We start from the raw sequence: 17073 nt of genomic DNA on the forward strand, positions 1-17073 counted from the left end.
ACGGATCAGGGGGGATCGGTCCAGGTGACCAGGCCGTGCCGGTGGGCGTAGACCGCTGCCTGTACGCGGGTGCGCAGCCCGAGCTTGCCCAGCAGCCGTTCGATGTGCACCTTGACCGTGCCGGGTGAGATGACCAGGATCCGGGCGATCTCGGCGTTGCTGTTCCCGGCGGCCAGGTGGCGCAGGACGTCGGTCTCGCGGGGGGTCAGCGCGGCGAGTTCGCTGGTGGGCGGGCGCGGTGAGGTGGCGGCGAACTGCCGCAGCAGGCGAGGGGTCACCTGCGGGTCCACCAGGCCCTGCCCGTCGTGCGCGACCCGTACCGCGTCGATGATCAGGTTGGGGTCGCTCTCCTTCAGCAGGAAACCGACCGCGCCGGCCTGAAGGGCGCCGAAGAGGTACTCGTCCAGGTTGAACGTGGTCAGCGCGACGACGGCCGGGGCCGGGTCCAGGGCCAGGAGTTCGCGGATGGCGCCGAGGCCGTCCATGCGCGGCATGCGGATGTCGGTCAGGACCACGTCGGGCCTGTGCCGCCGGGCCATCGCGACGACCTCGAAACCGTCCGAGGCCGTCGCCACGACTTCCAGGTCCGGTTCCGACGACAGCAGCAGCCGCAGTCCCTCGCGAGTGGGCGCCTGGTCGTCGGCGACGATCACCCGGATGTTCACGGAAGACTCCTTTCTGCCCGGTCGTGCGGTTCGTCGGGTGCTCGCGTGCCGCCGAGGGGGAAGTGGACGCTCACCCGCCAGCCGTGCGGTGTGCGAGGCCCGGCGCAGAACGTGCCGCCGAGTTGCGCGACCCGTTCCCGCATGCCCGGCAGTCCGGCGCCCTCAGGCGGGACGGCGCCGGGCAGGGCGTGCCCGTCGTCCTCCACCACGGCCGCCACGGAGCCGTTCCGGTGGCGGATTCGCAGCGTGGCGCGGGTGACGCCGGAGTGCCGCATGACGTTGGTCAGCGACTCCTGCACGATCCGGTACAGCGCGTACCTGACCGATGAGGGCACGTCCTCGTGCGGCGGGTCGCCGTCCAGCCGTACCCGCAATCCCTGCCGGGACAGCCGGGTCAGCAACGAGCGGAGGTCGGCGTCGGCGTGGTCGCCGTCGCGCAGCAGCCCGAGCAGCCGCCGGGTCTCCGCGAGCGCGGTGGCGGAGACCTCGGAGATCGTCTCCAGCGCCCGCGCCGCGTCGGCGGGCGTGCCCCGGCGCGCCCCCACGGCCTGCAGCCGGATGGCGCTGAGGTGGTGGCCCACCACGTCGTGCACCTCGCGTGCGATCCGGGTGCGCTCCTGCGCCCGCTCCAGCAGTACGGTCTGCCGGGCTTGGTCGTGGCGCAGGCGCAGGATGTGGGCGAACGCCACGGGGGCCAGCCCGGAGGTCACCGACATGAACAGGCCGGCGGGATCGCCGGAGGCCAGCTGCATCGCCAGCAGCCAGCCCGCCGTGGCCACGGCGGGCAGCCAGCGCCTGCGCTCACCGTGGTAGGCGGCCGAGGCGAACGCCGCCACCGTCACCGCCACTCCCGCGCCCACGGCCGGCTGCCCGAGCGTCGCGGCGAGCAGGACGATCGTGCCCGACAGCAGCGCTGCCGTCATCGGCAACCGGCGGCGTACGGTCAGCGGTGCGCACACCGCGCAGACCAGCACGATCCACAGGGGCGTGACCACGCCGGAGTTCCCCTCGCGCAGCGTCGTGTAAACCACGATCGCCACGGCCGTGAGCGCCGCCAGCACGCCGTCCCGCGCCGGCACCGGCAGCGCCCGCCACACTCGGATCATCCTCTGGGGACCCTGGCCATCAGGTCGCCGGGGCAGCGCGCCCCGGACGGTGGCAGGGCTCCGGTGGTCAGGTACTCGTGGACGTGCTCGCGCAGGCAGGTGCCGTTGAGGCCGCCGGCGCCCTGCATGAGGTACGCGGCGTGCCCGTCGCCGTGCCTGACCACGCGCGCCCCGGGAACCTGGGCGGCCAGGTGCTCGGCGCCGAGGCGGGGCGTGGTGCTGTCGAGGTCGCCGATGGAGATCAGCACCGGAGCCACGTCCTTGACCCGCAGCGGGGCCGGCGGGTTGGCGGGCTTCCCGCTCATGCCCACGCAGCGGCCCATCAGGTAGCGGCCCTGGACCCAGCCGATGCGCGGCGCGGCCTCGCGCAGCCGGGACTCGATGGACAGGAAGTCGCGGTAGCTCGGCGTCCCGGGCATGAAGTCATGGCACAACGTGGCGCCATTGAGATATCCCGGGTCCTCGGGCGGCAGCGGGCGCATCCCGGCCAGCTCCGTCGCGTCCCCGTCGGCGGCCTTACGCAGGGCGGCGGCCAGCCGTGACCAGGTGGGCGGCTGGGAGAGACGCTCGGTGACCGCGACGAGGAACTCCTGTTCGTTCAGGCTCTGATCGCCGGCCGGCAGCGGGGCCTCGCGTACGCGGGCGAGCAGGTCGTCGAACACCTCGATCGCGTCGTCGCCGCCCAGCGCGCAGCCGTCCGCACACCAGTCGCGAAAGCGTTTGAGCTGCTGCTCCTGAGTACGAGCATAGGCCGTCATCCACTTCTCCAGCGACGTCCTGGTGTGGTCGGGGATCCCGTCGAGCACCATCCGGCCGACCTTGGCGGGGAAGAGGCTCAAGTACATCTGACCGTGCACGGTGCCGTAGGAGTTGCCGAGGTAACGCAGCTCCGGCTCGCCGAGCGCGCCGCGCAGCGCTTCCACGTCATGGGCCACCTGCCAGGAGTTCGTGCCCGCGTATTCGGCGCCCATGGCTTTGCGGCAGGAAGCCTCATAGGCGGCGTTCGCCTTGGACTGCGCCCGCCAGCCCGCCTCGCCCGGCGACAGGACCAGCCCCGCCACGCTGGGCTGCGGGGTCCGGCATTCCTTCATCGCCTCGCTGCCCTTGTCGCCGTAGCCGCGCGGGTCGAACAGGATCACGTCGAACCAGGTGGTCAGCTCCGACACCACGGCGGGTGTCGCGCGTACCGGCTGAATGGTCGCGCCGCCGCCGGTGTTGACCACGAGGGAGCCGAGCTTACGCGCCTGGTCGCGGGCGGGCAGCTTCGCGGTGTCGACCTGCGTTTTGGGGCCGTCCGGCCGTTTCCAGTCGATGGGGACGGTGAGTTTGGCGCACTCCAGGCCGTCGCCGCACGCCTTCCAGTCGAGTGCCCGGCGCTGCGGGGCGGCGGAGGCCGGAGCCTGGAAGAGGGCGGTCAGCACGACGGCCGACAATGCCGCGGTCATGATTGTTCTCATGGCACGAGCCTCGCCCCGGGGCGTCCGGCGGGCATCTGCCATCCGGCATATCTTGGGCGGCGACCCTCAGGAACCCCCGACGGTGATCACCACGTTTCCGGTCTTCTGACCGGTCTCCACGTAACGGTAGGCGTCCACGATCTCCGCCAGCGGATAATGCCGGTCGATGACGGGCTTGAACGCGCCGGTCTCGATGAGTTCCCTGAAATGCCGGGCCATTTCCGCGTCGTGCTTGGGTAACGGGAATCTGACCCGCCTGCCGCCGGACAATGGCGTGACGAGCGTCAGCACCGGGTTCTGCCACATCGGGCCCACGTCGGAGGCGATATAGCTGCCGCGCGGTTTCAGCAGCCGCCGGCACCGCCCGAACGTGCTCTTGCCGACCGCGTCGATGACGACGTCGTATTTCTGCTCGTCCACGGTGAAATCCGTGGCCGTGTAATCCACGGTCTTGTCCGCTCCCAGGCGGCCGACCAGGTCGAGATGTTTGGTGCCGCAGACGGCGGTCACGTTCGCGCCGAGGTGTTTCAGCAGTTGCACCGCCGCCGATCCGATGGCGCCGGTCGCGCCGTAGACGAGCACGTCCTGCCCGTCGCGCACCTTCGCCGACCTGATGAGCGAGAGCGCGTAGTGGGCGCCCTCGGTGCTGGGGGCGGCCTCCTCGTACGTCAGGCCGTCGGGGATCAGCGCCAGCGTGCCGCTGTGGGGGATCACCAGGTACTCGGCGTGCGCCCCGAATATGGGGTCGTTGTAACCGAACACCTTGTCGCCGGGCTTGAACGCGGTGACGCCGCCGCCCACCGCCTCGACGTCCCCGGCGAATTCCGTGCCCAGAACGGGTATGCGCGGCCTGACGAGCCCCGTGAAGAATCTCCAGAGAAAGGGCTGGGCGGCCCGCATCGCACAATCCGTGCGGTTGACCGTCGTCGCGCGGACATTGACGAGCACGTCGCCGTCCTTGACGACCGGCTTTTCGACCTCAGCGATGCTTACCACTTCCGGCGGGCCATATCTGGCGCGCACTGCGGCCTCCATGGCCGGATTCTAGCCAGTGACGGTGGCGTCTATGTGCGCGAGATCGGCCTCCATTCGCGCCGCCGTCTCCTTGAGCGCGGGCAGGACCTCGTCCAGCAACATGGCGTTGGAGGCGCGGCCGGCGTGCGTGGCCACGTTCACCGCCGCCACCGTGCGGCCGGCGCGGTCGCGGATCGGCACCGCGATGGATCGCAGGCCCTCCTCCAGTTCCTGGTCGACCAGGGCGTACCCGTCCGTGGCGGCCCGCCGCAGCAGGGCGCGCAGTTCGGCGGGCGAGGTCACGGTCCTGGCGGACAGCCGTCGCGGCTCGATCGAGGCCAGCCGCTCCTCGGGCAGTTCGGCGAGCAGCACCCGGCCCATGGAGGTCGCGTACGCGGGCAGCCGGGTGCCGACCGTGAGGTTGATGCTCATGAGGCTGACGGTCTGGACCCTGGCCACGTAGAGCACGTCGTCGCCGGACAACACCGCGACCGACGCCGACTCGCGTACCCGGGCCACCAGGTCGGCCAGGTGCGGCTGGACGATCTCGCCGAACGTCAGCCCGGACAGATGGGCGTATCCCAGCTCCAGCACCCGGGGGAGCAGGGTGTGGCGGGAGCCGTCGGCGGTGGCGTAGCCGAGGTGCTCCAGCGTCTGGACCGCACGCCGTACGCTCGCCCGGGGCAGCCCTGTGACCTTGGCGCAGTCGGCGAGGGACAGGCCGCCACGTGCGGACCCGAGCGCGACCATGACGGCCAGGCCGCGCGCCAGCGACTGCAGGAACCCCATCCCCAGCTCCTGCTTGGCACCCCGGGACGGATCGACCCCGGATCCCGGCCCTTGAGACAGGACCTGCCGCCGCGCCAGAGTGCTTTCCGCCTGACGTCCCGCCGGGGCGCTTTCCGCCTGTCGTCCCGCCGGGGTGCTTTCCGCCTGTCGTCCCGTCAGGGTGCCTTTCGCGTGCTGTCCCGCTGGGGTGCCTTCCGCCGGCCGTCCTGCCAGGACCGCCTCCATCTGCGCGACCGTCTCGCGCAGGGCGGGCAGGCAGTGCTCGCGCAGTTCGGCCACGGTGTGCCTGCTGGTGTGGCTGACGACGCTGACCGCGCACACGGCCCGTCCGTCCCCGTCCGTCACGGGCACCGCCACCGCGATCAGCCCAGGCTCGATGAGCTGATCGTCCTGCGCCCACGGCGCGGCAGGGTCGAGCAGGGCAAGCCCGGCGGCGCTGCGGCCGGCGGGCAGCAGGTCGCCGACCCGGAACGTGACCGACATGGTACGGCGGCGGGTGAACTGCACGATGAAGCGCACCTCGTCCCCGTCGCGCACGGCCAGCGACACCGACTCGTCCAGCTCCTCGGCCAGCCGCCCCGCCAGCGGCGCGAGCGCGTCACGCAGCCCGCCGCCCGCGAGATACGCCTCACCCAGCTCCATCAGGCGCGGCGCGAGCACCACGTCGCGGCCGTCGGCCCGCAGGTAGCCGAGGTGCACGAGGGTGCCGAGCACGCGGTCCACCGTGGATCTGGCCAGGCCGGTCGCGCGGACCAGGTCCGTCGCGCGGGACGACCGCCCGGGATCGGCGGCCAGCGCGCGCAACACGGCGAGCCCGCGCTCAAGGGTTCCGGCCGCTTCCATCGGCTCCTCCTCCAGGCGCGGCACCTTTGACAGCCCGACCACTCGTACACATACTGAAAGGCATAATAGTGAACTAAAGTTCGCAGAGCGAACACCTCGTGAACGGAGCGTCGTGCGCAGAGACAAGGTGGTCGCCACGGCCGCGGAGGCACTGGCCGACGTGCATGACGGCGCGTCGTTCGCCGTCGGCGGTTTCGGCCTCAGCGGCATCCCCAACGTGCTGATCCAGGCCCTCTACGACAGCGGCGCGACCGGCCTCGGCGTCGTTTCCAACAACTGCGGGGTGGACGGCGGCGGCCTGGGCGTCCTGCTGGCGGCCGGGCGCATCGCCCGCGTGACCGCCTCCTACATCGGCGACAACAAGGAGTTCGCCCGCCAGTACCTGGCCGGCGAGCTGGAGGTGGAGCTGACCCCGCAGGGCAGCCTGGCCGAGCGGTTGCGCGCGGGCGGCAGCGGCATCCCCGCCTTCTACACCCCGGCCGGCGTCGGCACGCCCGTCGCCGAGGGCGGCCTGCCGCTGCGCCACAACCCCGACGGCTCGATCGCGGTCGCCTCGCCGCCGAAGGAGGTGCGCGAGTTCGACGGCCGCCCGTACGTACTGGAGCACGGGATCAGGACCGACTTCGCGCTGGTCCGCGCCGCCAAGGGCGACCGGCACGGCAACCTGGTCTTCAACAAGTCCAGCAGGAACTTCAACCCGCTGGCCGCCATGGCGGGACGCGTCACGGTCGCCGAGGTCGAGGAGCTGACCGAGCTGGACCCGGAAGAGGTGCACCTACCCGGCGTCTTCGTGCAGCGCGTGGTCGTCCTGACCCCCGAGCAGGCCGCCGACAAGGGCATCGAACGGCGTACGATTTCTGCGCCTCCGGCACAAAGGACGATCACCGAATGAGCTGGACTCGTGACGAGATGGTCGCGCGGGCGGCGGCCGAGCTGCGCGACGGCGACTACGTCAACCTGGGCATCGGCCTGCCCACCCGCATCCCCTCCTTCCTGCCGCCCGGCGTGGACGTGGTGCTGCACTCGGAGAACGGCGTGCTCGGCGTCGGCCCCTACCCCAAGGCCGACGACGTGGATCCCGACCTGATCAACGCGGGCAAGGAGACGGTGACCGTACTGCCGGGGGCGTCGTTCTTCGACTCCTCGTTGTCGTTCGGCATGATCCGCGGCGGTCACATCGACGTGGCCGTGCTCGGCGCGATGCAGGTCTCGGCGCGCGGCGACCTGGCCAACTGGATGGTGCCGGGCAAGCTCGTCAAGGGCATGGGCGGGGCCATGGACCTGGTGCACGGCGCCCGCAAGGTCATCGTGATCATGGATCACAACGCCAAGGACGGCTCGCCGAAGGTCGTCAAGGAGTGCACGCTGCCGCTGACGGGGCAGGAGTGCGTGCACCGGATCATCACCGACCTCGGCGTGTTCGACGTCGCCGAGGAGGGGCTGAGGCTGGTGGAACGCGCGCCGGGAGTGGGTGTGGAGCAGGTGCGCGACCGTACCGACGCGGAGGTTCTGGCATGACTCACAGCGCTCGCCGCACCGGCGCGGAGGTGCTCGCATGAGGGACGTCTACATCGTCGATGCCGTACGCACCCCGTTCGGCCGTTACGGCGGCGCCCTGTCCAAGGTGCGCCCCGACGACCTGGCCGCGCACGTCGTCTCGGCGCTGGCCGAGCGCAACGGCCTCGACGCCGCCGACGAGGTCGTGCTCGGCAACGCCAACGGCGCGGGCGAGGAGAACCGCAACGTCGCCCGCATGGCCGCGATCCTGGCCGGGCTGCCGATCACCACGCCCGGCGTCACCGTGAACCGGCTGTGCGGCTCCGGCATGGAGGCCGTCATCCACGCCTACCGGGCCATCGCGCTCGGCGACGCCTCCACCGTGATCGCGGGCGGCGTCGAGTCGATGACCCGCGCGCCCTGGGTCATGCCCAAACCGGACAAGGCGTTCCCGGCAGGCGGCCAGGAGCTGGTCTCCACGACGCTGGGCTGGCGGCTGGTCAATCCGGAGATGCCCGCCGAGCACACCGTGCCGCTCGGCGAGGGCGCCGAGCTGATCGCCGACAAGCACGGCGTCACCCGCGCGGAGCAGGACGCGTTCGCGCTGGCCAGCCACCAGAAGGCGGCCAAGGCGTCATTTGAACGCGAGATCGTGCCCGTCGCCGGCCTCACCCGCGACGAGGGCATCCGCCCGGACTCCTCCCTGGAGGCGCTGGCCAAGCTCAAGCCCGTCTTCCGCAAGGACGGCGGCACCGTCACGGCGGGCAACTCCTCCCCGCTCAACGACGGCGCGGCGGCGCTGCTGCTGACCGACGAGGACGGCCTGCGCGGGCGCGAGCCCCTGGCCAGGATCGTGGCCAGCGGCGTCAGCGCGCTGGAGCCGCGCTACTTCGGGCTGGGCCCGGTCGAGGCCGCGAAGAAGGCGCTGGCCAAGGCGGGCAAGGGGTTCGGCGACCTGGCCACCGCCGAGCTCAACGAGGCGTTCGCCGCCCAGGTGCTGGGCTGCCTGGCCGAACTGCCCGACCTCGACCCCGCGATCGTCAACCCCGACGGCGGCGCGATCGCGATCGGCCATCCGCTCGGAGCCTCCGGCGCCCGTGTCACCGGTACGGTGGCGCACCGGCTGGCCGCCGCCGGCTCGGGCACCGGTCTCGCCTGTCTCTGCATCGGCGTCGGTCAAGGGCTGGCCGTCGTACTCGAAAGGTAAGAGTGATGTCCGAACCCCTCAAGCAGGCCGACATCGACCAGGAGATAGCGGCACTCAGTGGCGGGCCCGGCGACCACCCGGCCCGCGACTACGCGCCCTACCGCAGCACGCTCCTGCGCCACCCCAAGCAGCCACTGGTCGCGGTCAAGGATCCGGAGGCGGCCGAGCTGAGCGGGCCGGCGTTCGGCGTCAGTGACGTGACAGCGCTGGACAACGATCTCACCAGGCAGCACCTGGGCGAGCCGCTGGGGGAGCGGATGACCGTGCGGGGGCGGGTGCTCGACCGGCAGGGCCGTCCCGTACGCAACCAGCTCGTGGAGATCTGGCAGGCCAACGCCTCGGGACGCTACCTGCACCAGCGCGACGACCACTCCGCGCCGCTCGACCCCAACTTCACCGGCGTGGGCCGCTGCCTCACCGACGACGACGGCAACTACCTCTTCACCACGATCAAGCCCGGCGCCTACCCGTGGCGCAACCACGTCAACGCCTGGCGGCCGGCGCACATCCACTTCTCGTTGTTCGGCAGCGCCTTCACGCAGCGGCTCGTCACGCAGATGTACTTTCCCGGGGACCCGCTGTTCCCGTACGACCCGATCATGCAGTCGGTGACCGACGAGCGCGCCAGGCAGCGGCTGGTCGCCTCCTACGCGCACGAGCTGTCCGAGCCCGAGTTCTCGCTCGGCTACCGCTGGGACATCGTGCTCGACGGGCCCGCCGCGACCTGGATGGAGGAAGGCCGTTGAACCCCACGCCCTCGCAGACCGTCGGCCCGTTCTACGGGTACGCGCTGCCGTTCCCCGGCGGCGGCGACCTCGCGACCGGCGGGATCGCCGTGCACGGCTACGTCTACGACGGCGCCGGCGATCCGGTGCCGGACGCGCTGCTGGAGTTCTGGCAGGCCGACGAGCAGGGCTCGCTGCGCGGGTCACCCGGCACGATGCGGCGCGACCCGACCAACGGAGCCTTTCTCGGCCGCGACGGGGTCCGCTTCACGGGGTTCGGGCGGGTCGGCACCGATCTGGACGGGCACTGGGCGTTGCGTACGGTCGTGCCGGGGAACGGGTACATCAGCGTGTGCGTGTTCGCCCGGGGGCTGCTGCACCACCTTTACACCCGCATCTACCTGGGGCAGAACGGCTTCCTCGACTCGCTCCCGCCGGAGCGGCGGCACACGCTGGTGGCGGCGGAGGAGCGTGAAGGGGTCTACCGGTTCGACATCCATCTGCAGGGCGACAAGGAGACGGTCTTCCTTGACTTCGGCTGAACCCGGACCGCGCCCGGACAGCACGGCGGCTGCCGGCGGCTCGCCATCCGCGAGCGCCCCCGAGGCTTCCGGCGGCACGCAGTCCGCGAGCGCCACGGAGGCTTTCGGCGGTACGCGGTCCGCGAGCGTCACCGAGGCCGTCGGCGGCTCGCAGCCCGTGGACGGGGAGGCCGATCTCGGGCTGCTGTCGCCGATGCGCGGTGCGGCCGGGGCGACCGGGGACGCCGCCGTGTTGCGGGCCATGCTGGATGCCGAGGCCGCGTTGACCCGGGCTCAGGCGGCGCTCGGTCTCGTTCCGCCCGAGGCGGCCGAGGCGGTGTCGGCGGCCGCCGCGCGGGCGTCGGCGTACAGCCTGCCGGATCTGGTGGTGCGGGCCCGGTCGGGCGGGAATCCGGTGATTCCGCTGGTGCAGGACCTGCGTGCGGCGGCAGCGCCGTATGGCGAGCACGTGCATCGGGGCGCGACCAGTCAGGACATCCTGGACACCGCGCTCATGCTGGTCGCCCACCGCACGCTCGGTCCCGTGCTGGCCGACCTCGACGCGGTGGTCGCCAGGCTCACCGCGCTGGCGGCCGAGCACCGCGACACCCCGATGGCCGCCAGGACGCTCACGCAGCAGGCCGTGCCCACGACGTTCGGGCTGAAGGCGGCGGGCTGGCGCAAGATGGCCGCCGACGCCCGCGCCCGGCTCGGCGCGGCCCACCGCTCCCTCCCGGCCCAGCTCGGCGGCGCGGCCGGCACCCTGGCCGCCTTCCAACCACCCCCGAACGCCCAGACCGCCGCGATTCCGCCACCCCCGAACGCCCAGACCGCCGCGATCCCGCCGGACCCGGACGCACCGACCGCCGCATTGCAGACCGGCTCGAACGTGCCAGGAGAGGCCGTTGCGGTGGCGTTGCGGCTGCCTGGTGTGTTCGCCGCCGAGTTGGGGCTGGCCGAGCCCGGGTTGCCTTGGCACGTGTTGCGTACGCCCGTCGCCGACCTGGCCGGGGCGCTGGCGTTCACGGCGGGGGCGCTGGGCAAGGTGGCGGCCGACGTGCTGGTGCTGTCGCGTACCGAGATCGGGGAGCTGTCCGAGGGGGTGGGCGGCGGGTCGTCGTCCATGCCGCACAAGCGCAACCCGGTCAGGGCCACGATGATCGCGGCAGCCGCCCGCCAGACGCCCGCGCTCGCCGCGATCCTGTACGGCTCGCTCGCAGCCGAGGACGAGCGCCCCTCCGGTGCGTGGCACGCCGAGTGGCAGCCGTTGCGCGAGGCGTTGCGCCTGGTGGCGGGTGCCGCCAGGGACGCCGCCGAACTCCTCGCCGACCTGCGGGTACATCCCGACCGCATGCGCGCCAACCTGGCCATCTCCGGCGACCTCGGCCCGGCCCCCGCCCTCGTGGACCGCGCCCTCACCACCGCCCTCCCGCAGGACCGCGAGCCCGCCGGCGAAGCGGCCTCTTCGCCCACCGGCCACCCGCCCACCGGTGGAACCGCCGCCCCCTACCAAGACGAGGCACCACGCTGATGTTGCACTACCGGCTGGATGGTCCCGAGCATGGGCAGCCGCTGATTCTCGGCCCTTCCCTGGGGACCTCGATGCGTTTGTGGGAGCCGCTGCTTCCGGCGCTGGCCCGTACGTTCAGGGTGCTCAGGTTCGACCTGCCGGGCCACGGCGGCTCGCCCGTGCAGCGGGCGGAAACCATGGAGGACCTGGCCGCCCTGGTGCTGGAGGCGGCGGCCGAAGAAGGCATGGACGACTTCCACTACGCGGGCGTCTCGATCGGCGGCGCGATCGGCGCCACGCTGGCGGCCCGTCACCCGGGACGCCTGCGCTCCCTGGCAATGATCTGCTCCAGCGCCAGGTTCGGCGATCCGGAGTCCTGGCACGACCGGGCCGAGCTGGTCCGCTCCGGGGGCACCGCGCCGCTGCTGGAGGCCACCGCTCAGCGCTGGTTCGCGGGCCCGCCGGACCGGGCTCTGCTGGACGACCTGGCCGCCACCGACCGCGCCGGGTACGCCGCCTGCTGCGACGCCCTGGCCGCCTACGACCTGCGCGGCGAGCTGGCGGGCATCGCCGTCCCGACCCTGGTCGTGGCCGGGCGCGAGGACCCGGCGACGCCCCCGGCGCACGCCAGGGAACTGGCCGACGGCATCGCGGGCGCCACCCTGGTCGAGCTCCCGGCCGCCGCCCACCTGGCCGTCACCGACCAGCCCACCCGCGTCACCCAGGCCCTGCTCGCCCACCTGCCCGCCGAGTCCACCGAGTCCACCGAGTCCACCGAGCCCGCCGAGTCCACCGAGCCCGGGTCCGCTGGACCTGCCGGGTCCGCGCAGCCTGCCGGAGGGCTTGCGGCGGCCGGTATGCGGGTGCGGCGGAAGGTGCTCGGTGACGCCCACGTGGACCGCGCCGTGGCCCGTACCACCGCCTTCACCAGGGACTTCCAGGACCTCATCACCCGCTACGCGTGGGGGGAGATCTGGACCCGCCCCGGCCTGGACCGCCGTACCAGAAGCTGCATCACGCTCACCGCGCTCGTAGCCAGGGGACACCTGGACGAGCTGGCCATGCACGTACGCGCCGCGCTGCGCAACGGCCTCACCCCGGACGAGATCGGCGAGGTGCTGCTGCAGAGCGCGATCTACTGCGGAGTCCCGGCCGCGAACGCCGCCTTCGCCGTCGCCCAGCGGGTGCTGGCGGAGACCGCGCAGGAGGACGACCGCCCATGAGGCCACGCGGCCGAGGCCGCCTATGATGTGCCCATGACCTCGCCGCCCCTCACCGCAGAACGCCGTCGGGACGCCGACCGCACCAGGGCGGAGATCCTGGAGGTGGCGCGGCAGGAGTTCGCGCGCCACGGTTACGCGGGCGCGCGGGTGGATGAGATCGCGGCCCGCATGCGCACCACCAAGCGCATGATCTACTACTACTTCGGCAGCAAGGAGCGGCTGTTCGTCGCCGTACTCGAAGGGGCCTACGCCGAGGTGCGCGCGGTCGAGCGCGCGGTGGACGTCGATCACCTGGCGCCGGTCGAGGCCATCCGCACGCTGGCCGAGCTGACCTTCGACCACCACGACGCGCACCGCGAGTTCATCCAGCTCGTCTCGATCGAGAACGTGCACAGGGCCGAGCACATCCGCAAGTCGGAGGTGCTGGCCAACCTGGGTACGCCGGTGCTCGACCTCATCTCCCGCATCCTCGACGCGGGTCAGGAGTCGGGCGTCTTCGTGACCGAGGCCGACGCGATCGACGTGCACATGATGATCAGTGCGTTCTGCTGCTTCCGGGTGGCCAACCGGCACACGTTCGGCGCGTTGTTCGGGCGCGACATGACCGCCGCCGAGCACCGCGACCGGCAGCGGCGGATGGTCGGAGAGATGATCGTCGGCTACCTGTGCGGGCGCGGCGCGCGCCCCTGACCCGTCAGGACATCAGGCGTTTGCCGAGCCGCTGGGCCGGGGCCTCGATCAGGTGGTAGGTCAGGAAGCTGAGCGGGATCAGGACGAGGAAGAACAGCGGCAGGTCGGGCAGCACGTACAGCAGCATCGGGTGCAGCAGGTAGACGGAGAAGCTGATCACGCCGAGGCGCGCCAGCCAGCGCGGGAACGTCCGCCGGCGCAGCGCGTACGCCAGCCAGAAGACCCCGAACGCCAGCACGATCGCCGGGATCCAGGCCGGATCGTCCTTGGCGAAGAGCCCGCAGCCCAGCACCACCGCCACGGCGGTCCCGGCGGCCCGCCAGGAGATCGTCCCCTGCTCGGCCCGGTACACCGCCGTTCCCGCGAACATCGTGGCCAGGATGATCACGCCCTGCCAGGTGCCGCCCCGGCTGCCCAGGACCACCAGCGCCAGCCCCAGCAGCCCGCCCGCGACCGCCGCCGCCGTACGGGTCCCGCCGCGCCCCAGCACGGTCACCGCGATGGCCGCGACGACGGCCAGCCCGAGCAACGCGGCCACCAGGTCGGCCCCGCCGCCGATCGACGCCTTCGGCAGCAGCAGCCCCAGCGGCACGGCGGCCAGCCCCAGCGCGACCGCGATCCCCGCCGACCTGTGCGCCTGCCGCACCGCGAACAGCGCCACGCTCATCAGGTAGAACGCCATCTCGTACGAGAGCGTCCACGTCACGCTGATGACCGAGGGCAGGTTGAGCAGTTCCTGGAGCATCGTCACGTTCCCGAGCACCACCACCGGCCACGGACGATCGCCGAGCCCGGGAGGCAGGGGCAGCACGCCGGCCAGGACGAGCAGGAGCGCCAGGCAGCAGGCGGTCAGTAGCAGCGGGAGCAGGCGGAAGGCGCGGCCGGTCCAGAAGGCGCGCAGGTTGCCCCGGCGTTCCAGGGAGGCGGGGATGATGTAGCCGCTGACCAGGAAGAACACGAACACGCCCCACGTGCCGAGGTCGATGCGGCGATCCACTTCCGCCCAGACGTCCGGGATGAACGTCCAGCCGGCGTGGTGCATGGTGACGGCCAGCGCTGCCGGCCCCCGCAGGGCGTCCAGCCAGGCCAGCCGGGCGGGGGCCAGGAACATCTGCCGCAGTCTAGGCCATCAGCGACAAAACACGACTTCAGCGCACCTGGCGCCGGAGCGGGCTCAGGGGCCCGGAGTGGCGTTCGGGAGGGACGGTGGCGTTCGGGAGGGACGGTGGCGTTCGGGAGGGACGGTGGCGGTCAGGGGCGGTGGCGGTCAGGGGCGGTGGCGGTCAGGGGGCGGTCAGGAGGGGGCGCAGGCTGGGCGGAGCTGTTCGAAGGCGGCGTCGACGAGGCTCATGTGGTCGATGCCGGAGCCTTCGTCAGGGCTTGGGCCGGAGCCGTCGAGGGTGCTCGCGCGCAGCCATTCGCGTGAGGCGCAGTCGATGGCGGCGCCGGCGGCCGAGGTCAGCAGATCGACGGTGAAGGCGTCCAGGCCGGTACGGGCGGCCAGTGCCGCGGCGATGTGCCCGCGCGCCTCCTCCCGCCGATGCTGGAACCGGGCGCGCAGCGTGGGCGTGCTCTCGATCAGTCGCAGCGCGGCCCGGCTCTCCGAGTCGATCCGCGCGACCCACTCACGCAGCACCGCGTGCAGCGACTCCCAGGGCCCCTCCCCGGCGGGCCGGGCGGTGAGTTGCTCGGCGATGTCGTCGCCCATCACCTGTACGCCGCCGAAAACCGCGTCCTCCTTCGCCGGGAAGTAGCGGAAGAAGCTGCGCTTGGACACTCCCGCGGCGTGCGCGATGTCATCGACCGTGACCTCGTCGAAGCCCCGACGGGTGAACAACTCCAGCGCCACCGTCGCGAGTTCGGCCCGTACCGCCCGCTTCGCCCGCTCTCTCAACCCTGCCATGCGCCCGAGTGTACTGCTAGGCATATAGTGACGTTTATGGCATCGAATGACACAAACGTGGCCCTGGTAACCGGCGGCACCGGCGGCATCGGCCTGGAGACCGCCCGCGGGCTGGCCGGGCGCGGGGCCTCGGTGATCCTCGTCGGCACCGACCCCGAGCGGGGGCGGCAGGCCGTACGGGACATCAAGGGCAGCGCCGGGCACGATCGCGTGCACGCCATCGCCGCCGACGTCACCGCGCTCGCCGGGCTGCGGCGGCTGGCCACCGAGGTCGCCGCCCGCCACGACCGGCTGGACGTGCTGGTCAACAACGTCGGCGTGAACCTGCCCGCCCGCGTGCTCACCTCCGACGGCGTGGAGAAGATGTTCGCCGCCCACGTCCTGGCCCCGTACACGCTCACCCACCTGCTCCTGCCCCTGCTGCGGCGCGCCCCCGCCGCCCGCGTCGTGAACCTCACCGGCGGCATCCCCGGCGGCCCCATCGACCCCGGCGACCTCCAGGGCGAACGCCGCTACGTCGGCTGGACGTTCACCCACTACAACCACACCAAGACCATGACGATGGCGATGACTCTCCGCCTCGCCGAGCACCTCCGGGGCACCGGCGTGACGGCGAACGTGGTCTATCCCGGGCACGGCTACACGCCGATGAACAGGTCCACGCCGATCCGGGCGTTCCCGATCGTCTACCGGCCGATCGCGCCGCTGGTCCTGAAGGTCATCGCCCCGCTCTTCCTGTCCGACCTCACCAGGTCCGCCCGCTCCAGCGTGTACGCGGCCACGAGCCCCGAGCTGGAAGGGGTGAGCGGGGCGTACGTGGACGACCGCTGCCGCCGCAGGCCGCTGCCCGCCTCGGCGCTGGACCCGGCCGCTCAGAACGCCGTCTGGGAGCTGTGCGTCAAGCTGAGCACGCCCGTGCTGCGCGGCGCGGAAGAAGGCCGCTGAGGGACGGCACGCCGCCCATAAGGGCACCGCTGAGGGACGGCACGCCGGGCCCTTAGGGCGCCGCTGGGGGACGGCACGCCGGGCCCATCAGGGCGCCGCTGGGGCGCGGCACGCCGGACCCCATCAGGGCGCCACCACCTTCAGCCGGTGGCGACGTAGGTGTAGTAGGCGCACGCCGCGAAGAACGTGCCCTCCTCGTGCGTACGGCGCTGCTCGGCGAGCCAGGTCTCGACCCGTTCTGCGGGCAGCAGCCCCTGCTTGGCGATCAGCGGCGCGTACGCCTCGGCCAGGCCGAGGAAGAAGTCGCTGGTGCCGATGTCCGCGGTCACGTACGCGCGCGCCCAGACCAGCTCCAGCCCCGCCGGTCGCAGCAGCCGTGGCAGGTCCCGCATGACCCGGGGCCCGGTGACGATCACGCCCTGGAAGGCCGTCTCGATGTCCCTGGCCAGCTCGCCGTCCGAGCAGCCGAACGTCAGCGAGGCGTAGTCACCGTCGAAGATCACGACCTTGCCCCCGGGACGGGCCACCCGCGCGGCCTCGCCCAGCACCTGGGCGGGGTCGGCGACGTGGCTGATCAGGGTGTGCGCGATGACGGCGTCGAAGGTCGCGTCCGGCAGGTCCAGGGCGTTGGCGTCGCCCGTGCGGAAGTCGATCCGCCCGCCCAGGTCCTCCGCCGCGGCCAGCCGCTGGGCCGCCGCCAGCAGCACCGGGCTCTGGTCCACGGCGGTCACCTGCCCGGTACGGCCAGGCCGGCGCGCCACCGCCCGCGCGATCACCCCGGTCCCGCAGCCGATCTCCAGCACGGTCGCGTCGAGTTTCAGCTCCCTTAAGTAGTCCTCCCGGTAGCCGGTGAACCTCGGGTCCGCCCCGCGTATCTCCAGCCGCTCGATGAACCGCTGCAGGGTCGCCTCGTCCTGCTCGTTGATGAATCGCATCGCGTCGCGTGGTGGCGCCATCGCCATGTCACCTCTTGTCGGC

The 17073-nt window shown here is 72.3% G+C and carries 17 protein-coding genes; 9 read left to right on the plus strand and 8 right to left on the minus strand.

Annotated elements, in window-relative coordinates:
- Positions 1-5: 5 nt before the first annotated feature.
- The 5 genes from AB0I81_RS13900 to AB0I81_RS13920 form a co-directional block, all read right to left on the minus strand.
- Complete coding sequence (locus tag AB0I81_RS13900) at positions 6-665, minus strand: response regulator transcription factor (protein ID WP_360655280.1); 660 nt, start codon at positions 663-665, stop codon at positions 6-8.
- Positions 662-1771 (minus strand): sensor histidine kinase, encoded by a 1110-nt coding sequence (locus AB0I81_RS13905; protein ID WP_360655283.1) that lies wholly within the window; start codon positions 1769-1771, stop codon positions 662-664. Before AB0I81_RS13905 ends, AB0I81_RS13900 begins: the two co-directional genes overlap by 4 nt.
- Positions 1768-3228 (minus strand): alpha/beta fold hydrolase, encoded by a 1461-nt coding sequence (locus AB0I81_RS13910; protein WP_360655286.1) that lies wholly within the window; start codon positions 3226-3228, stop codon positions 1768-1770. The genes AB0I81_RS13905 and AB0I81_RS13910 overlap by 4 nt, the downstream gene beginning before the upstream one ends.
- Positions 3229-3294: 66 nt before the next feature.
- Positions 3295-4263: an NAD(P)-dependent alcohol dehydrogenase gene (locus AB0I81_RS13915; RefSeq protein WP_360655289.1), complete on the minus strand. Its 969-nt coding sequence runs from the start codon at positions 4261-4263 to the stop codon at positions 3295-3297.
- A gap of 9 nt (positions 4264-4272) precedes the next feature.
- A complete protein-coding gene (locus tag AB0I81_RS13920; RefSeq protein WP_360655292.1) occupies positions 4273-5874 on the minus strand; it encodes an IclR family transcriptional regulator C-terminal domain-containing protein in 1602 nt (533 codons plus the stop codon).
- Between the two features lie 112 nt (positions 5875-5986).
- On the opposite strand from AB0I81_RS13920, the gene AB0I81_RS13925 reads away from it, so the two are divergent.
- The 8 genes from AB0I81_RS13925 to AB0I81_RS13960 are packed head-to-tail and all read left to right on the plus strand — an operon-like array spanning position 5987 to position 13247.
- A complete protein-coding gene (locus tag AB0I81_RS13925) occupies positions 5987-6766 on the plus strand; it encodes a CoA transferase subunit A (RefSeq protein ID WP_360655295.1) in 780 nt (259 codons plus the stop codon).
- Entirely contained in the window at positions 6763-7392 is a 630-nt protein-coding gene (locus AB0I81_RS13930) for a CoA transferase subunit B (RefSeq protein ID WP_360655298.1), read from the plus strand. Before AB0I81_RS13925 ends, AB0I81_RS13930 begins: the two co-directional genes overlap by 4 nt.
- Positions 7393-7429: 37 nt before the next feature.
- Entirely contained in the window at positions 7430-8578 is a 1149-nt protein-coding gene (locus AB0I81_RS13935) for a thiolase family protein (protein WP_360655301.1), read from the plus strand.
- Between the two features lie 5 nt (positions 8579-8583).
- Positions 8584-9324, plus strand: coding sequence for a protocatechuate 3,4-dioxygenase subunit beta (gene pcaH, locus AB0I81_RS13940; RefSeq protein ID WP_360655304.1), 741 nt, complete (start codon positions 8584-8586; stop codon positions 9322-9324).
- Positions 9321-9845 carry a protocatechuate 3,4-dioxygenase subunit alpha gene (pcaG, locus tag AB0I81_RS13945; protein WP_360655307.1) on the plus strand — a complete coding sequence of 175 codons (525 nt, stop codon included), beginning with the start codon at positions 9321-9323 and terminating at the stop codon, positions 9843-9845. The genes pcaH and pcaG overlap by 4 nt, the downstream gene beginning before the upstream one ends.
- Positions 9832-11355, plus strand: coding sequence for a lyase family protein (locus tag AB0I81_RS13950; RefSeq protein WP_360655310.1), 1524 nt, complete (start codon positions 9832-9834; stop codon positions 11353-11355). The genes pcaG and AB0I81_RS13950 overlap by 14 nt, the downstream gene beginning before the upstream one ends.
- A complete protein-coding gene (pcaC, locus tag AB0I81_RS13955; RefSeq protein ID WP_360655313.1) occupies positions 11355-12557 on the plus strand; it encodes a 4-carboxymuconolactone decarboxylase in 1203 nt (400 codons plus the stop codon). The genes AB0I81_RS13950 and pcaC overlap by 1 nt, the downstream gene beginning before the upstream one ends.
- A gap of 33 nt (positions 12558-12590) precedes the next feature.
- Entirely contained in the window at positions 12591-13247 is a 657-nt protein-coding gene (locus AB0I81_RS13960) for a TetR/AcrR family transcriptional regulator (RefSeq protein WP_360655316.1), read from the plus strand.
- A gap of 4 nt (positions 13248-13251) precedes the next feature.
- On the opposite strand, the gene AB0I81_RS13965 is transcribed toward AB0I81_RS13960, so the two are convergent.
- Both AB0I81_RS13965 and AB0I81_RS13970 read right to left on the minus strand, forming a co-directional pair.
- Positions 13252-14358, minus strand: a complete 1107-nt coding sequence (locus AB0I81_RS13965; RefSeq protein ID WP_360655319.1) for an acyltransferase — start codon at positions 14356-14358, stop codon at positions 13252-13254.
- Positions 14359-14541: 183 nt separating this feature from the next.
- Positions 14542-15150 carry a TetR family transcriptional regulator gene (locus tag AB0I81_RS13970; protein ID WP_360655322.1) on the minus strand — a complete coding sequence of 203 codons (609 nt, stop codon included), beginning with the start codon at positions 15148-15150 and terminating at the stop codon, positions 14542-14544.
- A 36-nt stretch (positions 15151-15186) separates the two neighbouring features.
- Here AB0I81_RS13970 and AB0I81_RS13975 point away from each other — a divergent pair, with 36 nt between their 5' ends.
- The gene (locus AB0I81_RS13975; protein WP_360655325.1) at positions 15187-16095 is read left to right on the plus strand and encodes an SDR family NAD(P)-dependent oxidoreductase; all 909 of its coding nucleotides are present in this window, start codon (positions 15187-15189) and stop codon (positions 16093-16095) included.
- Positions 16096-16235: 140 nt separating this feature from the next.
- On the opposite strand, the gene AB0I81_RS13980 is transcribed toward AB0I81_RS13975, so the two are convergent.
- Positions 16236-17051: a methyltransferase domain-containing protein gene (locus AB0I81_RS13980; RefSeq protein WP_360655328.1), complete on the minus strand. Its 816-nt coding sequence runs from the start codon at positions 17049-17051 to the stop codon at positions 16236-16238.
- Positions 17052-17073: the final 22 nt, after the last annotated feature.

Source organism: Nonomuraea sp. NPDC050404 (assembly GCF_040655495.1).
Lineage (GTDB): Bacteria > Actinomycetota > Actinomycetes > Streptosporangiales > Streptosporangiaceae > Nonomuraea.

Bases quoted from the DNA above. Each gene is read 5' to 3' on its own strand.
- AB0I81_RS13905 (WP_360655283.1), bottom strand. From the start codon at position 1,771: ATGATCCGAGTGTGGCGGGCGCTGCCGGTGCCGGCGCGGGACGGCGTG.
- AB0I81_RS13910 (WP_360655286.1), bottom strand. From the start codon at position 3,228: ATGAGAACAATCATGACCGCGGCATTGTCGGCCGTCGTGCTGACCGCC.
- AB0I81_RS13915 (WP_360655289.1), bottom strand. From the start codon at position 4,263: ATGGAGGCCGCAGTGCGCGCCAGATATGGCCCGCCGGAAGTGGTAAGC.
- AB0I81_RS13920 (WP_360655292.1), bottom strand. From the start codon at position 5,874: ATGGAAGCGGCCGGAACCCTTGAGCGCGGGCTCGCCGTGTTGCGCGCG.
- AB0I81_RS13930 (WP_360655298.1), top strand. From the start codon at position 6,763: ATGAGCTGGACTCGTGACGAGATGGTCGCGCGGGCGGCGGCCGAGCTG.
- AB0I81_RS13935 (WP_360655301.1), top strand. From the start codon at position 7,430: ATGAGGGACGTCTACATCGTCGATGCCGTACGCACCCCGTTCGGCCGT.
- pcaH (WP_360655304.1), top strand. From the start codon at position 8,584: ATGTCCGAACCCCTCAAGCAGGCCGACATCGACCAGGAGATAGCGGCA.
- pcaC (WP_360655313.1), top strand. From the start codon at position 11,355: ATGTTGCACTACCGGCTGGATGGTCCCGAGCATGGGCAGCCGCTGATT.
- AB0I81_RS13960 (WP_360655316.1), top strand. From the start codon at position 12,591: ATGACCTCGCCGCCCCTCACCGCAGAACGCCGTCGGGACGCCGACCGC.
- AB0I81_RS13965 (WP_360655319.1), bottom strand. From the start codon at position 14,358: ATGTTCCTGGCCCCCGCCCGGCTGGCCTGGCTGGACGCCCTGCGGGGG.
- AB0I81_RS13970 (WP_360655322.1), bottom strand. From the start codon at position 15,150: ATGGCAGGGTTGAGAGAGCGGGCGAAGCGGGCGGTACGGGCCGAACTC.
- AB0I81_RS13975 (WP_360655325.1), top strand. From the start codon at position 15,187: ATGGCATCGAATGACACAAACGTGGCCCTGGTAACCGGCGGCACCGGC.
- AB0I81_RS13980 (WP_360655328.1), bottom strand. From the start codon at position 17,051: ATGGCGCCACCACGCGACGCGATGCGATTCATCAACGAGCAGGACGAG.